The organism is Actinomadura sp. GTD37 (genome assembly GCF_041951365.1).
Lineage (GTDB): Bacteria > Actinomycetota > Actinomycetes > Streptosporangiales > Streptosporangiaceae > Spirillospora.
The window spans coordinates 2,860,486-2,877,282 of the sequence record NZ_JBGNUS010000001.1 but is presented as its reverse complement, the minus strand read 5'-3'; the positions used below and the strand labels follow the sequence as shown (position 1 = coordinate 2,877,282).

The window sequence follows — 16,797 nt, the reverse complement described above, 5'->3', positions numbered from 1 at the left end:
TCTAGAACGGCGCCGGGACGAGGAGTTCGACGTTGCGGTCGGCGGCGTCGCCGCGCCGGCCGGAGTCGCGGTCCTGCCAGTCGTTGCCCGCCAGCTCGCGGGACAGCGACGCGAGCCGGACGGGGTCGCCGAGCCGCCCGCCGTAGGACGCGGGCCCGGCGGAGTCCAGGATCGTCGCGAAGATCGACAGGGTGCCGTCGCCGTTGTCGGCCAGTTCCACGATGCGGCTCTGCTGCGGGAAGTCGATGTGCGCGGCCGTGTTCACCTCCCAGAAGCCCCCGCCGCCCTGGCGCGCGTGCGGGATGACCTCGTTGCGGTGCGTGTGGCCGTTCACCCACAGGATGACGTTCGGGTAGCGCAGCAGGAGCGCCTGCACCTCGTCGCCGAGGACGCGGTCGCCGCCGAGCGGGTTCTCCAGCGAGGCGAGCGGGTGGTGGCTGAACAGGACGAACAGCCGGTCCTTCACGGAGTGTGCCACGACCGAGCCGTCCGCCGCGGTGTAGCGGCTGCTGCCCGCCTTCAGCTGGGCTTCCAGCCACGCGAACTGCTTCTTGTCGAGCGACCCCTCGGAGTAGCCGTTCGGGTTGACGGTGTCGAGGACGAGCCCGCGCACCACGCCCTGGTCGAACCCGTAGTAGGCCGTCCCCTCCCGGAGGTTGGCGGCGGTGAAGCCGTGGCCGCGCAGGGACGCGGTCGTCTTGAAGTGCTCGGCGACGACCTCGGCGCGCGACAGCATCCGCCGGTTCCAGTCGGGCGTCACGGGGCGGAACAGGCCGCCGGCGCCGCCCTGCTCGCGGCTCAGCCGGACGAGTTCGGCCGCGTCCGCCTTCTGGATCATGCGGGCGAGGCGCTCGGCCTGCCCGTCGTCCGCCGGGGCGCCGATCTTGATGCCGCCGGTGGCGAGGCCCGAGACGAGCGGGTTGACCGGCAGGTTGCCCTGGATGAGGCCGTCGTGGTTGCCGAACGCGGCGAGCCACGGCATCGTCAGGCCGGTCGCCTGGAACGGCCTGCGCGCGGCGTCGATCAGGCCCTTCACGCGCGGGAACCCGTACTCGGTGAACGCGACGTCGGCCCGCGCACCGGGCGGCGGGCCGTCGGGATGCCAGTACGCCCGGTCGTAGGACTTCCAGTCCATGACGCCCTCGTACCGGGTCGGGTCGCCGGAGTCGGGGCGGACGCGCCCGCCGTCCAGCACGTCGATGATCCAGCGGATCTCGTTGTACTGGACGTTGTCGGCGGCGTCGCCGGTGTTGATGGTGAACGCCAGGCCGAGCCCGGTCGCGGGCCCGCGGCCGACCTTGTTCACCGCCTGCACCATCGCCTCGGCGACCTGCGTCGTCAGGATCTCCTGCGGGCGCCATCCGCCCTCGGGGAACCCGCTCACCAGGTCCCGGACGCGGTCGATGAACTCGACGCGGGCCGGCGACTGCGCGTCGATGACGTGCACGTCGGTGAGGTGGCCGAACGCGAGGACGCCCCGGCGGGTCGCGGCGCGGCGCGCGGCGGCCGCGCCGCCGAGGTCGCGGCGCAGCAGATGCGGCTCCCCCGGCCCGGTGATCACCGGCCGGTACCCGCCGGCGCCCGCCGCGCCGAGCACGTACGTCCGGTCGAGGGTGGTCCCGGCGACGGGGCCGGCCGGCGCGGCCGCGGCGGCGGCGGGACGCGCGGGGAACGCGGCCAGTCCGGTGGAGGCGATCCCCGCGCCGAGGGCGGCGCCCTTCAGAACGCGGCGGCGGCTGTACTCACGAGTCACAATCGTGAATCAGACCACACCGCCAACGTGACATCAATGGCAAAGATGTCACAAGTTGGACGAATACCCCGACTCAGCCGCGGGTGTGGCCCTCACCGGTCACCACGTACTTCGTGGACGTCAACTCCGGCAGCCCCATCGGGCCGCGCGCGTGCAGCTTCTGCGTCGAGATGCCGATCTCCGCGCCGAAGCCGAACTCCTCGCCGTCGGTGAAGCGGGTCGAGGCGTTCACCATCACGGCGGCCGAGTCGACCAGCGACACGAAACGCTTCGCGGCGGGCTGGGACGCCGTGACGATCGCCTCCGTGTGGCCGGACCCGTACCGGCGGATGTGCGCGACGGCGTCCTCCAGGGAGTCGACCACGCGAGCGGCGATGTCGAGCGAGAGGTACTCGGCGTACCAGTCGTCCTCGGTGGCCTCCACGACGTCACCGCCGTAGGAGCGGATCCGGTCGTCGCCGTGGACGGTGACACCGGCCGCCTTGAGCGCCTCAAGCGCGCGCGGGACGAACGTGTCGGCGACGCCCGCGTGCACCAGGAACGTCTCCGCGGCGTTGCACACCGAGGGACGCTGCGTCTTGGCGTTCAGCAGGATGTCGACGGCCATGTCCACGTCGGCGGCGGCGTCCACGTAGACCGCGCAGTTGCCGACGCCCGTCTCGATCACGGGGACGGTCGACTCCTCCACCACCGAGTTGATCAGCGACGCGCCGCCGCGCGGGATCAGCACGTCCACCAGGCCGCGCGCCCGCATCAGGTGCTTCACCGACTCGCGGGACGTCCCCGGCACGAGCTGCACCGCGTCCGCCGGGACCTCGGTCTCGGCGAGCGCGCCCTGCATGACCTCGACCAGCGCGGTGTTCGAGTCGTGCGCGGACGACGAACCGCGCAGCATCGCCACGTTCCCGCTCTTCAGGCAGAGCGCGGCGGCGTCCACGGTCACGTTCGGGCGGCCCTCGTAGATGATCCCGACCACGCCGAGCGGCACCCGCACCTGCCGCAGCTCCAGGCCGTTCGGCAGCACGTTGCCGCGCACCGTCTCGCCCACCGGGTCCGGCAGGACGGCGACCTTCCGGACGGCGTCGGCGATCGCGGCGATCCGCTCCTCCGACAGGCTCAGCCGGTCGATCATGTACTCGGACGTGCCGTTCCGCACGGCCCGCTCGACGTCGGCCTCGTTCGCCTTGACGATCTCGGGGGCGGCGGCGACCAGCGCGTCCGCGATGCGGTGCAGCGCCGCGTCCTTCGCCGCGCGCGGCAGCGGAGCCAGCCCGGCGGCGGCGTCCCTGGCGCGCCGCGCCACCCGCAGGAACTCCTCGCGCTCGTCGCTCATCACACGATCCCTTCGGTCAGCACCACCAGGTGGTCGCGGTGGATTATCTCGCGTTCGTATCCGGCGCCCAGCTCGCGCGCCAGCCAGCGCGTCGAGCGCCCCATCAGCTCGGGGATCTCGGACGCGTCGTAGTTCACCAGCCCGCGCGCGACGACGTTTCCGGCGGTGTCGCACAGGTCGACCGGGTCGCCTGCGGCGAAGTCGCCGTCGACCCCCGTCACCCCGGCCGGCAGCAGCGACGTGCGGCGCCGCACGACCGCCTCGACGGCGCCCGCGTCCAGCGTGACGCGGCCCTGGCCGGTGGTGGCGTGCGCGAGCCACAGGTTCCGCGTCGACATGCGGCGGCCCTCGGCCGGGTGGAACAGCGTGCCGACCCGGTCGCCGGCGAGCGCGTGCGCGGCCGACGCGGCGTTGGTCAGCACGACCGGGATGCCCGCGATCCTGGCCGCCTCGACCTTGGTGACCATGCCGCCGGTGCCGACGCGCCCGGACCGGCCGAGCTCGACGTCGCGCAGGTCGTCCGGCCCGCGGACGTCGTCGACGCGGCGGGCGCCGGGGCGGCGCGGGTCGCCGGTGTAGAGGGCGTCGACGTCCGACAGCAGGACGAGCGCGTCCGCGCGGATCAGGTGGGCGACGAGCGCGGCGAGCCGGTCGTTGTCGCCGAACCGGATCTCGTCGGTCGCGACGGTGTCGTTCTCGTTCACGATCGGCAGGATCCCCATCGCGAGGAGCTGCCCCAGGGTGCGCTGCGCGTTGCGGTGGTGCGAGCGGCGCATCATGTCGTCGGCGGTGAGCAGCACCTGCCCGACCGTCAGCGCGTACCGGGCGAAGGACGAGGTGTAGCGGGCGAACAGCAGGCCCTGCCCGACGCTCGCCGCCGCCTGCTGGGTCGCGAGGTCCGGCGGGCGGCGGGTCAGCCCCAGCGGCCCGAGGCCGGCGGCGATCGCGCCGGACGACACGAACACGATCTCGGTGCCGTCGGCGCGGCGGGCGGCGAGGACGTCGACCAGCGCGTCGATGCGGTTCGCGTCGATCGTCCCCCCCGGCGTGGTCAGCGACGACGACCCCGCCTTCACCACGATGCGGCGCGCCTTCGCGATCTCCTCGCGCTCGCTCATGAGAGCCGCGCTCCCCGCTCCGCCGCGGTCACGACCAGCCGTCCAGCCGCCGGTCGGTGCCGCGCGGGCCCATCGCGGCCTCGCCCGCCGGGACCTCCGGCTCCCAGTCGAAGACGACCGAGTCGTCGGTGGTGCCGATCAGGACGGTGGCGCCCGCGCTGGCGCCCGCCTTGGCGAGCGCGTCCTCCACGCCGAGCCGGGCGAGCCGGTCGGCGAGATAGCCGACGGCCTCCTCGTTGGCGAAGTCGGTCTGCCGCAGCCACCGGACGGGCTTCGTGCCGGTGATCAGGTACGTGTTGTCGCCGAGGCTCTTGACCTCGAAGTCGGCGTCGCCGCCGACCGGCTCGGGCCGGATCACGATGCGGGTGGGCTCGGCCGGGGGCAGCGAAGCGCGGTACTCGTCCACCATCGCGGCCATCGCGAACGACAGCTCCCGCAGGCCCTCGTGCGTCGCCGCGGACACCTCGAACACCTTCAGGCCGCGCTCCTCGAACTCGGCGCGCACCATCTCGGCGAGGTCGCGGCCGTCCGGCACGTCCACCTTGTTCAGGACGACGATGCGGGGGCGGTCCGACAGCGGGCGGTCGCCGAGGACCCGGTCGTAGGCCCGCAGCTCCCGCTCGATGACGTCGAAGTCGCTGACCGGGTCGCGGCCCGGCTCCATCGTGGCGCAGTCGAGGACGTGCGCGAGGGTGGAGGACCGCTCGATGTGGCGGAGGAAGTCGAGGCCGAGGCCGCGTCCCTCGCTGGCGCCCTCGATCAGGCCCGGCACGTCCGCGACCGTGAACGTCGTGTCGCCCGCGCTGACCACGCCGAGGTTCGGGATCAGCGTCGTGAACGGGTAGTCGGCGATCTTCGGCTTCGCGGCCGACAGCGCGGCGATCAGCGACGACTTGCCCGCGCTGGGGAACCCGACGAGCGCGACGTCGGCGACGCTCTTCAGCTCCAGCACGACGTCCCGCTCCTCGCCCGGCTCGCCGAGCAGCGCGAACCCGGGCGCCTTGCGCCTGGCGGACGCCAGCGCGGCGTTCCCGAGCCCGCCGTGGCCGCCCCTCGCGACCACGAACCGGGTCCCCTCGCCGATGAGGTCGGCGAGGACCCGGTCGCCCTCCTTCACGACGGTGCCGTCCGGGACGGGCAGGATCACGTCGCCGCCGTCCGCGCCGGTCCGCAGGCTGCCCTGCCCCGGCCTGCCGTTCACGGCCTTGCGGTGCGGGCGCCGGTGGTACTCCAGGAGGCTCGCCGAGTTGGTGTCGACGACGAGGACGACGTCGCCGCCGCGCCCGCCGTTGGCGCCGTCCGGGCCGCCGAGCGGCTTGAACTTCTCCCGGTGGATGGAGGCGCACCCGTTGCCGCCGCCGCCCGCCGCGACGTGCAGCACCACCCGATCGACGAACTGCGCGCCCGATCCAGCTCCAGCGGCCACGGTGAACTCTCCTCAGTGAAAACGGCGAAGGGGCGGACCGACACCGGTCCGCCCCTTCGAGAACGCTTATTGCCCAGGCGGACTATTCCGCCGGAGGGACGATGCTCACCGCGTTGCGGCCGCGGTAGCGGCGGAACTGCACCGCGCCCGCGACCAGCGCGAACAGCGTGTCGTCGCCGCCGCGTCCGACGCCGGGGCCGGGGTGGAAGTGGGTGCCGCGCTGCCGGACGATGATCTCGCCGGCGTTGACGACCTGGCCGCCGAACCGCTTCACGCCGAGGCGTTGGGCGTTGGAGTCGCGACCGTTACGGCTGGACGATGCGCCCTTCTTGTGTGCCATGTGACCGCTCTCCCTTACTTCCCGGCCTGGATACCGGTGATCTTGACCTCGGTGTAGGGCTGACGGTGACCCATCCGCCGCTTGTACCCGGTCTTGTTCCGGTAGTGCATGATGTTGATCTTCGGGCCCTTGACCGCGCCGAGGATCTCGGCGGTCACCTCGTAGCGCGAGAGGTCGGCCGCCTTGCTGACGACGTCGTCGCCGTCCACGACGAGCAGGGCCTGGAGCTTGACGGTCGAGCCGACCTCGCCGGCCAGCTTGTCGACGGTCAGCACGTCGTCGACGGCGACCTTCTCTTGCCTGCCGCCTGCGCGGACAATCGCGTACACCGCGGAAACCCTTCGTCTGCGCGCGCTTCCGGGCTGAACCGGTCCCACGCGTGGTTCACCAGCCCCCGGACGGGGGCCTACCCCCGGCACCGGGCCGAGGGCGGCACACCAGGAAAGCCCCTGGCGCTCTCTGCTTGCCCTCACCGGATCGGCGAGGTGAGCACCGAACGAACCCCGGAGGGGGCTCGCGGTGCGGGTTCGGGCGACGCGCCTACGACGCGCCGAAGTACAAGAGTACCGGATGCCCTGACCGGAAGGCGAACGCGTCCGGCCAGGGCCCCGGTGCGTCGTCAGTCCCCGGACTCGCCGGCGTCGGCGGTCTGGGCGGCGCGGGTACGGCGGGTGCGGCGGCGGGTGACCGTGCCGCCCTCGGCCCCGTCCTCGGCGGGCGCGGAGCCGTTCGGCTCGGCGGTCGCCGCGTCGGCGGGGACGTCGGCGGGCACGTCGGCGCCGCCCAGGTCCGGCCCGGCGCCGTTGGCGGTGACCGGGACGGGCTCGGCGGAGTCCAGGGTGCCCGGGGAGGCGTCCGCGGCCTCCTCGGCGGCGTCGGCGGCCTCCACGGCGGCCTGCGCCGGGGACTCGTCGATCTCCGGGGGCGGGCCCGCCGGGCGCTTGGCCGGGCGCGACCTCTTCGGCCGGGACCGGACCGGCTCGGCCGCCGCGACGGGCGCCTCGGCCGGCTCCGGCTCGGCCGGTTCGGCCGCGGCGGCCTCCCTCGGCCTGGTCTCCCGCTGGGCCAGCTTCTCCTCGACGGCCTTCTCGACCTCGCCCTTGCGCTTGCGGCGGCGGCCGCTCTCCTTGCCGGCCGCCTTGTCCGGCTTCGGCTCGACCGGGGTCAGGTGGACGTGGATCCCGCGGCCGTTGCAGGACTCGCAGGTCTCCGAGAACGCCTCCAGCAGCCCCTGGCCGACGCGCTTGCGGGTCATCTGGACCAGGCCCAGCGAGGTGACCTCGGCGACCTGGTGCTTGGTACGGTCCCGCGACAGGCACTCGACGAGGCGGCGCAGCACCAGGTCCCGGTTGGACTCCAGCACCATGTCGATGAAGTCGATCACGATGATGCCGCCGATGTCGCGGAGCCGGAGCTGGCGGACGATCTCCTCGGCCGCCTCCAGGTTGTTGCGGGTGACGGTCTCCTCGAGGTTGCCGCCCTGCCCGGTGAACTTGCCGGTGTTGACGTCGATGACCGTCATGGCCTCGGTCTTGTCGATCACCAGCGAGCCGCCGGACGGCAGCCACACCTTGCGGTCGATGGCCTTCGCGATCTGCTCGTCGATCCGGTACGCGGACAGGGCGTCCTGGTCGCCCGTCCAGCGCTCGACGCGGTCGGCGAGGTGCGGGGCGACGTACTCGACGTACTCGGACACGGTGTCCCACGCCTCGGCGCCGGACACGACCAGCTTGGAGAAGTCCTCGTTGAAGATGTCGCGGATGACCCGGACCGTCAGGTCGGGCTCGCCGTAGAGCAGCGACGGCGCCGACGCCGTCTTCACCTTCTTCTGGATGCTCTCCCACTGGGCCGCGAGGCGCGAGACGTCCCGCGAGAGCTCCTCCTCGGTGGCGCCCTCGGCGGCGGTGCGGACGATCACGCCCGCGTGCTCCGGCATGACCTTCTTCAGGATCGACTTGAGGCGGGTGCGCTCCTTGTCGGGCAGCTTGCGGCTGATGCCGGTCATCGAGCCGTCCGGCACGTACACGAGGTAGCGGCCGGGCAGCGAGACCTGGCTGGTGAGCCGGGCGCCCTTGTGGCCGAGCGGGTCCTTGGTGACCTGGACGAGCACCGACTGGCCGGACTTCAGCGCCGACTCGATGCGGCGCGGCTGCCCCTCCAGGCCGGAGGCGTCCCAGTTGACCTCGCCCGCGTACAGGACGGCGTTGCGGCCCTTGCCGATGTCGACGAACGCCGCCTCCATCGACGGCAGGACGTTCTGGACCTTGCCCAGGTACACGTTGCCCACGTACGACTGGTGCGTCGCGCGGTTGACGTAGTGCTCGACGAGGACGTCGTCCTCCAGGACGGCGATCTGGGTGCGCTCGCCCTCCTGCCGCACCACCATGACGCGCTCGACGGCCTCGCGGCGCGCGAGGAACTCCGCCTCGGTGATCACCGGCGGGCGGCGGCGGCCCTGCTCGCGGCCTTCCCGGCGGCGCTGCTTCTTGGCCTCCAGCCGGGTCGAGCCCCGCACGGACCTGACCTCGTCCTCGGCGGCGGCGCGCTCCTCGCGGGCGGTGCGCACGTGCACGACGGTGTTCGGCGGGTCGTCCGTGCCGTTCCCGCCCTCGCCGTCGCCCCCGGAGCGGCGCCGGCGGCGGCGCCGGCGGCGGCTCGTCCCGCCCTGGCCGTCCTCGTCGTCCTCGTCGTCGGCGGCGTCCTGGTCGGCCTCCTCCGCCTTGGGCTCCTTGTCCTTGCCCTTGGCGGTCTTGGCGGCCTTGCCGGACCTGCCGCCCTTGGCCGCCTTCGCGGTCTTGGCGGGCGGCTCCTCCTTGGGCTCCTCGGCCTCGGCCTCCGTCTCGCCGTCGCCCTCGTCGCCCTGCCCCTCGTCGTCGGCGCCGTCCTTGCCCCGGCCCCGGCCGCGGCCGCCGCGGCGGCGGCGCCTGCGGGACGGGCGGTCGTCGGAGTCGTCCTCGTCGGACGGGCCGTGGTCCTGGTCGTCGTCGTCGCCGGTGTCGCGCTCGGCGGGCTCGGCGGGCTCGGGCGCCGGCTCGTCCTTGGGCCGGGCCGCGGCGTCGGCCTTCGGCTGCGGCGGCTGGAAGACGACCATCGGCGGCTGGAACGTCACGCCGGGGATGCCGACGCCGCTCGCGGGCTCGATCTCCGACACCTGCTCGGGGGTCGCCTCCGCGCCCGCGACGGGGACGGCGGGGACCTCGGGGACCGGCGGGACGGCGGGCGTCGCGGGGGAGGACGCGGCGCGCCGGCGGGTCCGGGTGCGGGGGGCCGGCGGCTCCTCGGCGGGCGGCTCGGCGGCCGCCTCGGGCTCGGAGCCGGTCTCGGGCTCGGGGGACGTCTCGGGGGAGGTCTCGGCGCCGGTCATCGGGACGGGCTCGGACGTCTCGGCGGCGGCCTTCGCGCTCCGGGCGCGGGTGCGCGTCCGGGCGGCCCGCTTCGGCGGCTCGGGCGCCTCCTCGGCGGCCGGCTCCTCGGCGGCGTCGTCCCCGGCGCCGGTCTCGGCGGCGGGGGACGCGGCCGCGGGGGGCGCGGCCGGGCTGTCGTCCACCTCGGGCGGCGGGCCCGCCGGGCGGCTCGCCCTGCGCGGACGCGAGGTCACCCCCGTGCCGTTCTCCGTGCTCCCGCTCCCCGTGGCCGGGGTCTCGGTCGTCGGACCGTCGGTCGTTTCGTTCTCGCTGCCTTCGGCGGTGGCCGAATCGGCTTCGTTCTCAAGCATCCGGGCAATCTCCCGTCAGGCTCCCGGGCGCGTCCGCTCGCTCCGCCAGGGGGCGGACCGATGCGGTGCGCCGCACGGGAGCACCTCGTCAGTCATCGGTGTCGTCATCGCCGGACGGTGGTCCGGCCATGACGACGAAGTCGTCGGGGGTGCGCCCGCCGTACCCTGCGGCACCGGTTCCGTGCTCCCACGGCTTCGGTCCCACGGTCAGGCGCTGACGGCATCCGCGCTCGCGGCGTCCCCGGGCTGCGGCCGCGCAGGGCCGCGGGCCGTCTCGGCGTCGTCGCCGGACGGCAGGCCGATCTCCCGGTCGGGATCCAGAGGATCCGCGAGGCCACCGGTGTCCGCGTCGAGGGGCCCCTGCGCCAGCCTGGTCACCAGTGGCGGTGACGGCGGCGCGAGGTCGGCGACCTGGCGCAGTCCGGTGAGGATGTCGTCGGGTCGTACGGCCGGTGTGGAATGCCGAACAACCATTCGAAGTATCGCACAAGGGGCATCCGCCGCCTCCGCGGCGCGCCGGTCCAGCTCACAGGCGGACACTGCGGCGCGCACGTCGAAACGGCGCCGTCCCTTCTTGGTGAGGCGTTCCACCTCGATGCTCTCGGCGCCCATGAAGGCGGCCACGGCCGCGGCGGCGTCGCCCGCGGGCACACCGTCCAGCCTGATCCGCCATTCGGACGCCTCCAGCCGATCGGCGAACGCGCCCGGTTTGATCGGCGCGTCGCCGCGTCCCGCCCGGACCGGCACGACATCGACGATGTCGAGCCCGGGGGGCAGGGCCGCATCGAGCTCGGCCCGAACCCGCGCAGGATCGCGGGTCTCGGTAAGCCCGATTTCGAGGTACTCGGCCTCACTGGCCACCCCTGTCGCCGCCGCACCCGCATACGAGATCTTCGGGTGGGGGGTGAATCCGGCGCTGAACGCGACAGGGATCCCGGCGCGCCTGACGGCGCGTTCCACGGCCCGGGAAATGTCGCGGTGGCTCGTGAACCGCAGCCTGCCCCGCTTGGCGTAGCGGACGCGCAGTCGCTGGGTCACGGGGGCCGGCGCAGGACCCTCCGGCATGGGTGCCAGGGTTCTGGTCCTTCCTACTCGTGTCGAGTCGAAAAACTAGGTCTCCCTATAGAGTACGGGTCCCCGAGCCTCGTTCGGCCAAGCACGGGTACGGCAAGGCCGGGACCCCCGCTGCCCAAGGCGTTCCCGCAACCGTTTCCGGACTTGCGGGCCCCCGCGCGGGTCGTCCCGCCGCTCGCACGGGCCGGCTCGGAGAGCGGCTCAGACCACCGACAGCGGCAGGAGCTTCTTGCCCGTGGGGCCTATCTGGATCTCCGTGCCCATGGTCGGGCACACGCCGCAGTCGTAGCAGGGCGTCCAGCGGCAGTCCTCGACCTCGGTCTCGTCGACCGCGTCCTGCCAGTCCTGCCAGAGCCACTCGCGGTCGAGGCCGGCGTCGAGGTGGTCCCAGGGGAGGACCTCGACCTCGTCGCGCTCGCGGACGGTGTACCAGGCGAGATCGACGGGCTCGTCGGCGAAGGCCCGCTCGGCGCAGGCCGTCCAGCGCTCGTAGGAGAAGTGCTCGCTCCAGCCGTCGAAGCGGCCCCCCTCCTCCCAGACGGCGCGGATGACCTTGCCGACGCGCCGGTCGCCGCGCGACAGCAGGCCCTCGACGATGGACGGCTGGCCGTCGTGGTAGCGCAGGCCGATGGCGCGGCCGTACTCCTTGTCGCCGCGCAGCGCGTCCTTGAGGGCGTGCAGGCGGCGGTCGACGGTCTCGTGGTCGCACTGCGCGGCCCACTGGAACGGGGTGTGCGGCTTCGGCACGAACCCGCCGATGGACACGGTGCAGCGGATGTCCTTGCGGCCGGTGGCCTCGCGCCCGGCCTGGATGACCCGCTTGGCCATGTCGGCGATCGCGAGGACGTCCTCGTCCTCCTCGGTGGGGAGGCCGCACATGAAGTAGAGCTTGACCTGCCGCCAGCCGTTCTCGTAGGCGGTGCTGACGGTGCGGATCAGGTCGTCCTCGGTGACCATCTTGTTGATCACCTTGCGCATCCGCTCGGAGCCGCCCTCCGGCGCGAACGTCAGGCCGGAGCGCCGCCCGCCGCGCGAGAACTCGTTCGCGAGCGTGATGTTGAAGGCGTCCACCCGGGTGGACGGCAGCGACAGCGAGGTGTTGGTGCCCTCGTACCGGTCGGCGAGGCCCTTCGCGACGTCGCCGATCTCGCTGTGGTCGGCGCTGGACAGGCTGAGCAGCCCGACCTCCTGGAAGCCGGACTCCTTCAGCCCCTGCTCGACCATGTTCCCGATGGTGGTGATCGACCGCTCCCGCACCGGCCGGGTGATCATCCCGGCCTGGCAGAACCGGCAGCCGCGGGTGCAGCCGCGGAAGATCTCCACGCTGAACCGCTCGTGCACGGTCTCGGCGAGCGGCACGAGGGGCTTCTTCGGGTACGGCCACTGGTCGAGGTCCATGACGGTGTGCTTCTCGATCCGCCACGGGACGCCCGGACGGTTCGGCGCGACGCGCTGGATCCGGCCGTCGGGCAGGTAGGTGACGTCGTAGAAGCGGGGCACGTACACACCGCCGGACGCCGCGAGCCGCATGAGCAGCCCGTCCCGCCCGCCGGGCTCGCCCTCGGCCTTCCACTCGCGGATCACCTCGGTGATGGCGAGCGCGATCTCCTCGCCGTCGCCGAGGACGGCCGCGTCCACGAAGTCGGCGATCGGCTCGGGGTTGAACGCGGCGTGCCCGCCCGCGATCACGATCGGGTGGCCGCCGGTACGGGCGGCGGCGTCGAGCGGGATGCCGGCCAGGTCGAGCGCCGTGAGCATGTTGGTGTAGCCGAGTTCGGTGGAGAACGACACGCCGAGGACGTCGAACGCGCCGACCGGGCGGTGCGCGTCCACGGTGAACTGCGGGATGCCGTGCTCGCGCATGACGGCCTCGAGGTCGGGCCACACCGAGTACGTCCGCTCCGCGAGCACGCCGTCGCGCTCGTTCAGGATCTCGTAGAGGATCTGGACGCCCTGGTTCGGCTGCCCCACCTCGTAGGCGTCCGGGTACATCAGCGCCCACCGGACGTCGGTCTCGTCCCAGTCCTTGAGCTGGGAGTTCAGCTCACCGCCGACGTACTGGATCGGCTTCTGCACGCTCGGCAGCAGCGGCTCCAGGCGCGGAAAGAGCGACTCGACCGGCATGACGGAATCCTCCGTGCAGGGGACGTGGGATGAACGTCCAGCCTACGCGGTCGGCGGACGCTAATCGAACGCCCGGCGGCGGACGTGGACGGCCTGCAGCAGACCGAACGCGATCATGTTCGCGAAGGTCGCGGACCCGCCGTAGGAGATGAACGGCAGCGGCAGCCCGGTGATCGGCATGATCCCGATCGTCATCCCGATGTTCTCGAACGCCTGGAACCCCAGCCAGCACACGACGCCGGTCGCGACGAGCGTGCCGAACGGGTCGGCGGCCTGGGTGGCGATCCGCAGCCCGCGCCACAGCACCACGCCGAGCAGCGCCACGATGATCGCGGCGCCGACGAAGCCGAGCTCCTCCCCCGCCACCGTGAAGATGAAGTCGGTCTGCTGCTCGGGGACGAAGTGGCCGCCGGTCTGCTCGCCCTGGAACAGGCCCTTGCCGAACGCGCCGCCCGACCCGACCGCGATCCGCGCCTGCTGGGCGTTGTAGCCGGCGCCGCGCGGGTCGGCCTCCGGGTTCAGGAACGCGGTGAACCGGTCGATCTGGTAGTCCTTCAGCAGCCCGAAGAACCACACCGCGACCCCCAGCGCGAACCCGCCGCCGACCAGGCCGAAGAGCCAGCGCTTCTGCGCGCCGGAGATCGCCAGCATGCCGAGCACCACCGCGATGAACACCAGCGTGGTGCCGAGGTCCGGCTGGAGCATGATCAGCAGGCCGGGCACCCCGGCGAGGACGAGCGCGAGCACCACGTCGCGGCGGCCCGGCCCGATCTCCCCGTCCCGCGGCTCCCCGAGGATCATCGCGAGCAGGACCACGAGCCCGACCTTCGCGAACTCCGACGGCTGCACCTGGAACCCGCCGCCGAGCACGATCCACGAGTGCGACCCGTTGATCGTCGAGCCGAGCGGGGTCAGCACGGCGAGCAGGCCCACGCACGCGACCCCGTACAGGATGGGGACGTAGGCGCGCAGGAGCCGGTAGTCGAGGACGGTGACGACGCCGCCGAGCACGAACCCGATGAGCAGGTTCAGGATGTGCCGCTTGAGCAGGCTCTCCGGGTCCTGGCCCTGCTCGGTGAGCAGGTGGAAGGTGGCCGAGCGCACCAGCAGCGCGCCCACCAGCGACAGCGCCAGCACCGCGAGGAACAGCGGCCAGTCGAGCCGGTGCAGCCCGCCGAGCCGGCTCCGCCACGTGCGCCGCGCGCCGTACCCCTCGACCGTCCCCGCCCCGGTGCCCGTGATCATGGGGTGGCCCCCTGGCCGGGCATCTTCGGCAGCTCGGACGGGAGGTCGCCGTCCTGGAGGAGGGGCTTCTTGTCCTTCGTCCCGTACATGGCCTCCCAGATCTCCCGGACGGCCGGCGCGGACGTCGAGGCGCCGAACCCGCCCTGCGAGACCATCGCGACGACCGCGAAGCGCGGGTTCTTCACGGGCCCGAACGAGGCGAACCAGGAGGAGTCCTGCTTGCCGTAGACCTCCGCGGTACCGGTCTTGCCTCCGACGTCGACCCGCTTGAAGTCGAACCCGCCGAACGCGCCCGCCGCGGTGCCGTCCTTGGTCACGTCGCCGAGCGCGCTGCGGATGTACTTCAGCACCTTCGCGTCGACGGGCAGCTTCGGCGGGTTCGCGGGCGGCTCGACCCGGCGGACGACCGTGCCGTCCGGCCGGACGACCGCGACCCCGAGCCTCGGCACCACCAGCTTGCCGCCGTTGGCGACCGCCGCGTACGCGCGGACGAGCTGCAAGGGCGTCACCAGGACGTTGCCCTGCCCGACCGAGAGGTTCGCCGCGTCGCCGGGACGCCACACGTACCCCTCGGTGCAGTTCTCCGTCGCGACCGCCTTCAGGTAGGCGGCCCGCGCGGGGTCGGTCTTGGCGACCTCGGGGTAGCCCTCCTTGGCGCCCTTGCAGTTGCCGGCCTTGGTGGCCTCCCAGTAGTCCTTCTTCCACTTCCGGTCCGGGATGCGGCCGGAGCTCTCGCTCGGGAGGTCGATGCCGGTCCTGGTGCCGAACCCGTACTCGCGGGCCATGTCCACCATCGAGTCGGCGACGTTCTTCTTCGGGTGCATTCCGCCGTCGCGCTGCCACTCCTGGTAGGCGAACCGGTAGAACACCGTGTCGCACGACTTCACCAGGGCGGTGTGCAGCGTCATCGGGCCGTACCCCGTGCCGCCGGCGTTGCTGAACGCCCGGTTCCCGACGTTGTAGGAGCCGGGGCACGGGTAGATCCCGTTCAGGCTGGCCCCCTCCTGCACGGCGGCCGACACCGAGGAGATCTTGAACGTGGAGCCGGGCGCGTACTGCCCCTGGGTGACCCGGGAGATCAGCGGCTCGCCGTTCTTCTTCCCGAGCAGCGCGTCGTACTTCTCCTGCGAGATGCCGCCGGTCCAGATCGACGGGTCGTAGGTCGGGTAGCTGGCCATCGCGACCATGCGGCCGGTGCGGACGTCCATCACGACCGCGGCGCCCGCGTCGGCCGGGTGGCCGCCCTTGCGCGCGTTGTCGATCGCGTGCTTGATCGCCTTCTCCGCGGCGCCCTGCACCCCCGCGTCGATGCTGGTGACGAGGTTGTTGCCGGCCACCGCCTGCTGCTCGGCGGCGGTGCCGGTGACGCGTCCCTGGCTGTCGACCAGGACCCGGCGGAACCCGGGCTCGCCGGCCAGCACCGCGTCGTACTGCGACTCCAGCCCGGCGCGCCCGACGAGGTCGACGCCGCTGTACCCGGTGACCTTCAGGCCCTTGCGCTTGTCCAGCTCCTCCTGCGTGACGGGCTGGAGGTAGCCGAGGACCTGCGCCGCGCCGGCCCCGTCCGGCCGCGGATACTCGCGGACGGCCTGCATCTGCGCGGTGACGCCGGGGAAGTCCTCCTGCCGCTCCATGATCTGGAGGGCGCGCTTCGGGTCGACGTGGTCCTCGACGGGGATCGGCTGGTACGGGGAGCCGGGCCAGCACGGCCGCTTGACGTTCGGCGCGCACAGCCGGATCCGCTTGGACATCTCGTCGTAGCTCGTCCCGAGGACGCCGGCGAGCCGCTTCAGGACGGCCTCGCCCCCGTCCTCCCGCCGCGACAGCGTGGTGCGGTTGACGGACACGACGAGCGCGCTGCGGTTCCGGACGAGCGGCTTGCCGCGGTCGTCCAGGATCATGCCGCGGACGGCGGGGACGACGATGTCGCGGGTGCGGTTCTGGGCGGCGATCCCCTGGTAGTGCTCGCCCTCCAGGACCTGGAGCGTCCACATGCGCCCGAGGAGGACGAGCAGCAGCGCGGCGACGAGCACGTAGAGGACGACGAGGCGGAAGTGGGTCCTGGTGTTCACAGCGCCCCGCCCCGCCCCGACATCGCGCGGTAGCGGGCGGGGGGCACCGCGAGGCGGTCGCCCCGGGATCGTTCGCCGCTCTCGTACCGGCGGGTGGCGCGCAGCACCGCCCACACGACGAACGGGCTGGCGATGATGTCGTAGAGGACCTGCAGCGGGACCATGCTCGACACGGTCCCCCACTCGGCGCGCGGGTCGCCGAGGATCATCCCGGTCGCCGCGTACAGCACCGTCCCGGCGAGGGCGCCGGCGGCGACGGCGAAGAACGGCACGACGGACTGGCGGTCCATCTCGGCGGCCGCGACGCCGCACAGGAAGCCGATGAGGCAGTAGACGAGCGCGTACCGGCCGAGGGTGTGGTCGGCGGGCGGGACGATGTCGGCGGCGAGGCCCGCGAGGAACCCGGTGACCATGCCCGTCATCGACCCGGCGACGAGCGCCAGCGCGACGACGGCCAGCAGCACCAGGTCGGGCTGCACGCCGCCGGGCAGCGGCAGCCGGTTCGCCACCGACACCTGAAGGATCAGCGTCACGACGATCACCACCGCGGCCACCGCGGTGCGGCCGGCCGGCGACGCCTCGGGTGGGTTCAGCACG

The 16,797-nt window shown here is 73.1% G+C and carries 12 protein-coding genes; all 12 read right to left on the bottom strand.

Annotation, left to right across the window (positions count from 1 at the left end):
* Position 1: 1 nt before the first annotated feature.
* The 12 genes from ACA511_RS14050 to mreD all read right to left on the bottom strand — a co-directional run bounded on the left by ACA511_RS14050 (position 2) and on the right by mreD (position 16,796).
* Positions 2-1,753, bottom strand: coding sequence for a TIGR03767 family metallophosphoesterase (locus tag ACA511_RS14050; RefSeq protein ID WP_375024641.1), 1,752 nt, complete (start codon positions 1,751-1,753; stop codon positions 2-4).
* Between the two features lie 73 nt (positions 1,754-1,826).
* Positions 1,827-3,086, bottom strand: a complete 1,260-nt coding sequence (locus ACA511_RS14045) for a glutamate-5-semialdehyde dehydrogenase (RefSeq protein WP_375024640.1) — start codon at positions 3,084-3,086, stop codon at positions 1,827-1,829.
* Positions 3,086-4,204 carry a glutamate 5-kinase gene (gene proB / locus ACA511_RS14040; protein WP_375024639.1) on the bottom strand — a complete coding sequence of 373 codons (1,119 nt, stop codon included), beginning with the start codon at positions 4,202-4,204 and terminating at the stop codon, positions 3,086-3,088. The genes ACA511_RS14045 and proB overlap by 1 nt, the downstream gene beginning before the upstream one ends.
* A gap of 28 nt (positions 4,205-4,232) precedes the next feature.
* Positions 4,233-5,630, bottom strand: coding sequence for a GTPase ObgE (obgE, locus tag ACA511_RS14035; protein ID WP_375024638.1), 1,398 nt, complete (start codon positions 5,628-5,630; stop codon positions 4,233-4,235).
* Between the two features lie 82 nt (positions 5,631-5,712).
* A complete protein-coding gene (gene rpmA, locus ACA511_RS14030; RefSeq protein WP_131894964.1) occupies positions 5,713-5,970 on the bottom strand; it encodes a 50S ribosomal protein L27 in 258 nt (85 codons plus the stop codon).
* Positions 5,971-5,984: 14 nt separating this feature from the next.
* Positions 5,985-6,299 carry a 50S ribosomal protein L21 gene (gene rplU, locus ACA511_RS14025; protein ID WP_375024637.1) on the bottom strand — a complete coding sequence of 105 codons (315 nt, stop codon included), beginning with the start codon at positions 6,297-6,299 and terminating at the stop codon, positions 5,985-5,987.
* A 290-nt stretch (positions 6,300-6,589) separates the two neighbouring features.
* On the bottom strand, positions 6,590-9,685 hold the full coding sequence (locus ACA511_RS14020) for a ribonuclease E/G (RefSeq protein WP_375024636.1): 3,096 nt from the start codon (positions 9,683-9,685) through the stop codon (positions 6,590-6,592).
* 207 nt (positions 9,686-9,892) lie between these two features.
* Positions 9,893-10,750, bottom strand: a complete 858-nt coding sequence (locus tag ACA511_RS14015) for a TIGR03936 family radical SAM-associated protein (protein ID WP_375024635.1) — start codon at positions 10,748-10,750, stop codon at positions 9,893-9,895.
* A 210-nt stretch (positions 10,751-10,960) separates the two neighbouring features.
* Positions 10,961-12,883 carry a TIGR03960 family B12-binding radical SAM protein gene (locus ACA511_RS14010; RefSeq protein ID WP_375024634.1) on the bottom strand — a complete coding sequence of 641 codons (1,923 nt, stop codon included), beginning with the start codon at positions 12,881-12,883 and terminating at the stop codon, positions 10,961-10,963.
* A 60-nt stretch (positions 12,884-12,943) separates the two neighbouring features.
* A complete protein-coding gene (rodA, locus tag ACA511_RS14005) occupies positions 12,944-14,128 on the bottom strand; it encodes a rod shape-determining protein RodA (protein ID WP_375024633.1) in 1,185 nt (394 codons plus the stop codon).
* A complete protein-coding gene (gene mrdA, locus ACA511_RS14000; protein ID WP_375024632.1) occupies positions 14,125-16,200 on the bottom strand; it encodes a penicillin-binding protein 2 in 2,076 nt (691 codons plus the stop codon). The genes rodA and mrdA overlap by 4 nt, the downstream gene beginning before the upstream one ends.
* Complete coding sequence (mreD, locus tag ACA511_RS13995) at positions 16,197-16,796, bottom strand: rod shape-determining protein MreD (RefSeq protein WP_375024631.1); 600 nt, start codon at positions 16,794-16,796, stop codon at positions 16,197-16,199. The genes mrdA and mreD overlap by 4 nt, the downstream gene beginning before the upstream one ends.
* Between the last annotated feature and the right edge of the window lies 1 nt (position 16,797).

What these genes read in the sequence shown, in the direction of transcription:
- ACA511_RS14045 (WP_375024640.1), bottom strand. Translation starts at nt 3,086, where the DNA reads ATGAGCGACGAGCGCGAGGAGTTCCTGCGGGTGGCGCGGCGCGCCAGG.
- proB (WP_375024639.1), bottom strand. Translation starts at nt 4,204, where the DNA reads ATGAGCGAGCGCGAGGAGATCGCGAAGGCGCGCCGCATCGTGGTGAAG.
- rpmA (WP_131894964.1), bottom strand. Translation starts at nt 5,970, where the DNA reads ATGGCACACAAGAAGGGCGCATCGTCCAGCCGTAACGGTCGCGACTCC.
- ACA511_RS14020 (WP_375024636.1), bottom strand. Translation starts at nt 9,685, where the DNA reads ATGCTTGAGAACGAAGCCGATTCGGCCACCGCCGAAGGCAGCGAGAAC.
- ACA511_RS14015 (WP_375024635.1), bottom strand. Translation starts at nt 10,750, where the DNA reads ATGCCGGAGGGTCCTGCGCCGGCCCCCGTGACCCAGCGACTGCGCGTC.
- ACA511_RS14010 (WP_375024634.1), bottom strand. Translation starts at nt 12,883, where the DNA reads ATGCCGGTCGAGTCGCTCTTTCCGCGCCTGGAGCCGCTGCTGCCGAGC.
- rodA (WP_375024633.1), bottom strand. Translation starts at nt 14,128, where the DNA reads ATGATCACGGGCACCGGGGCGGGGACGGTCGAGGGGTACGGCGCGCGG.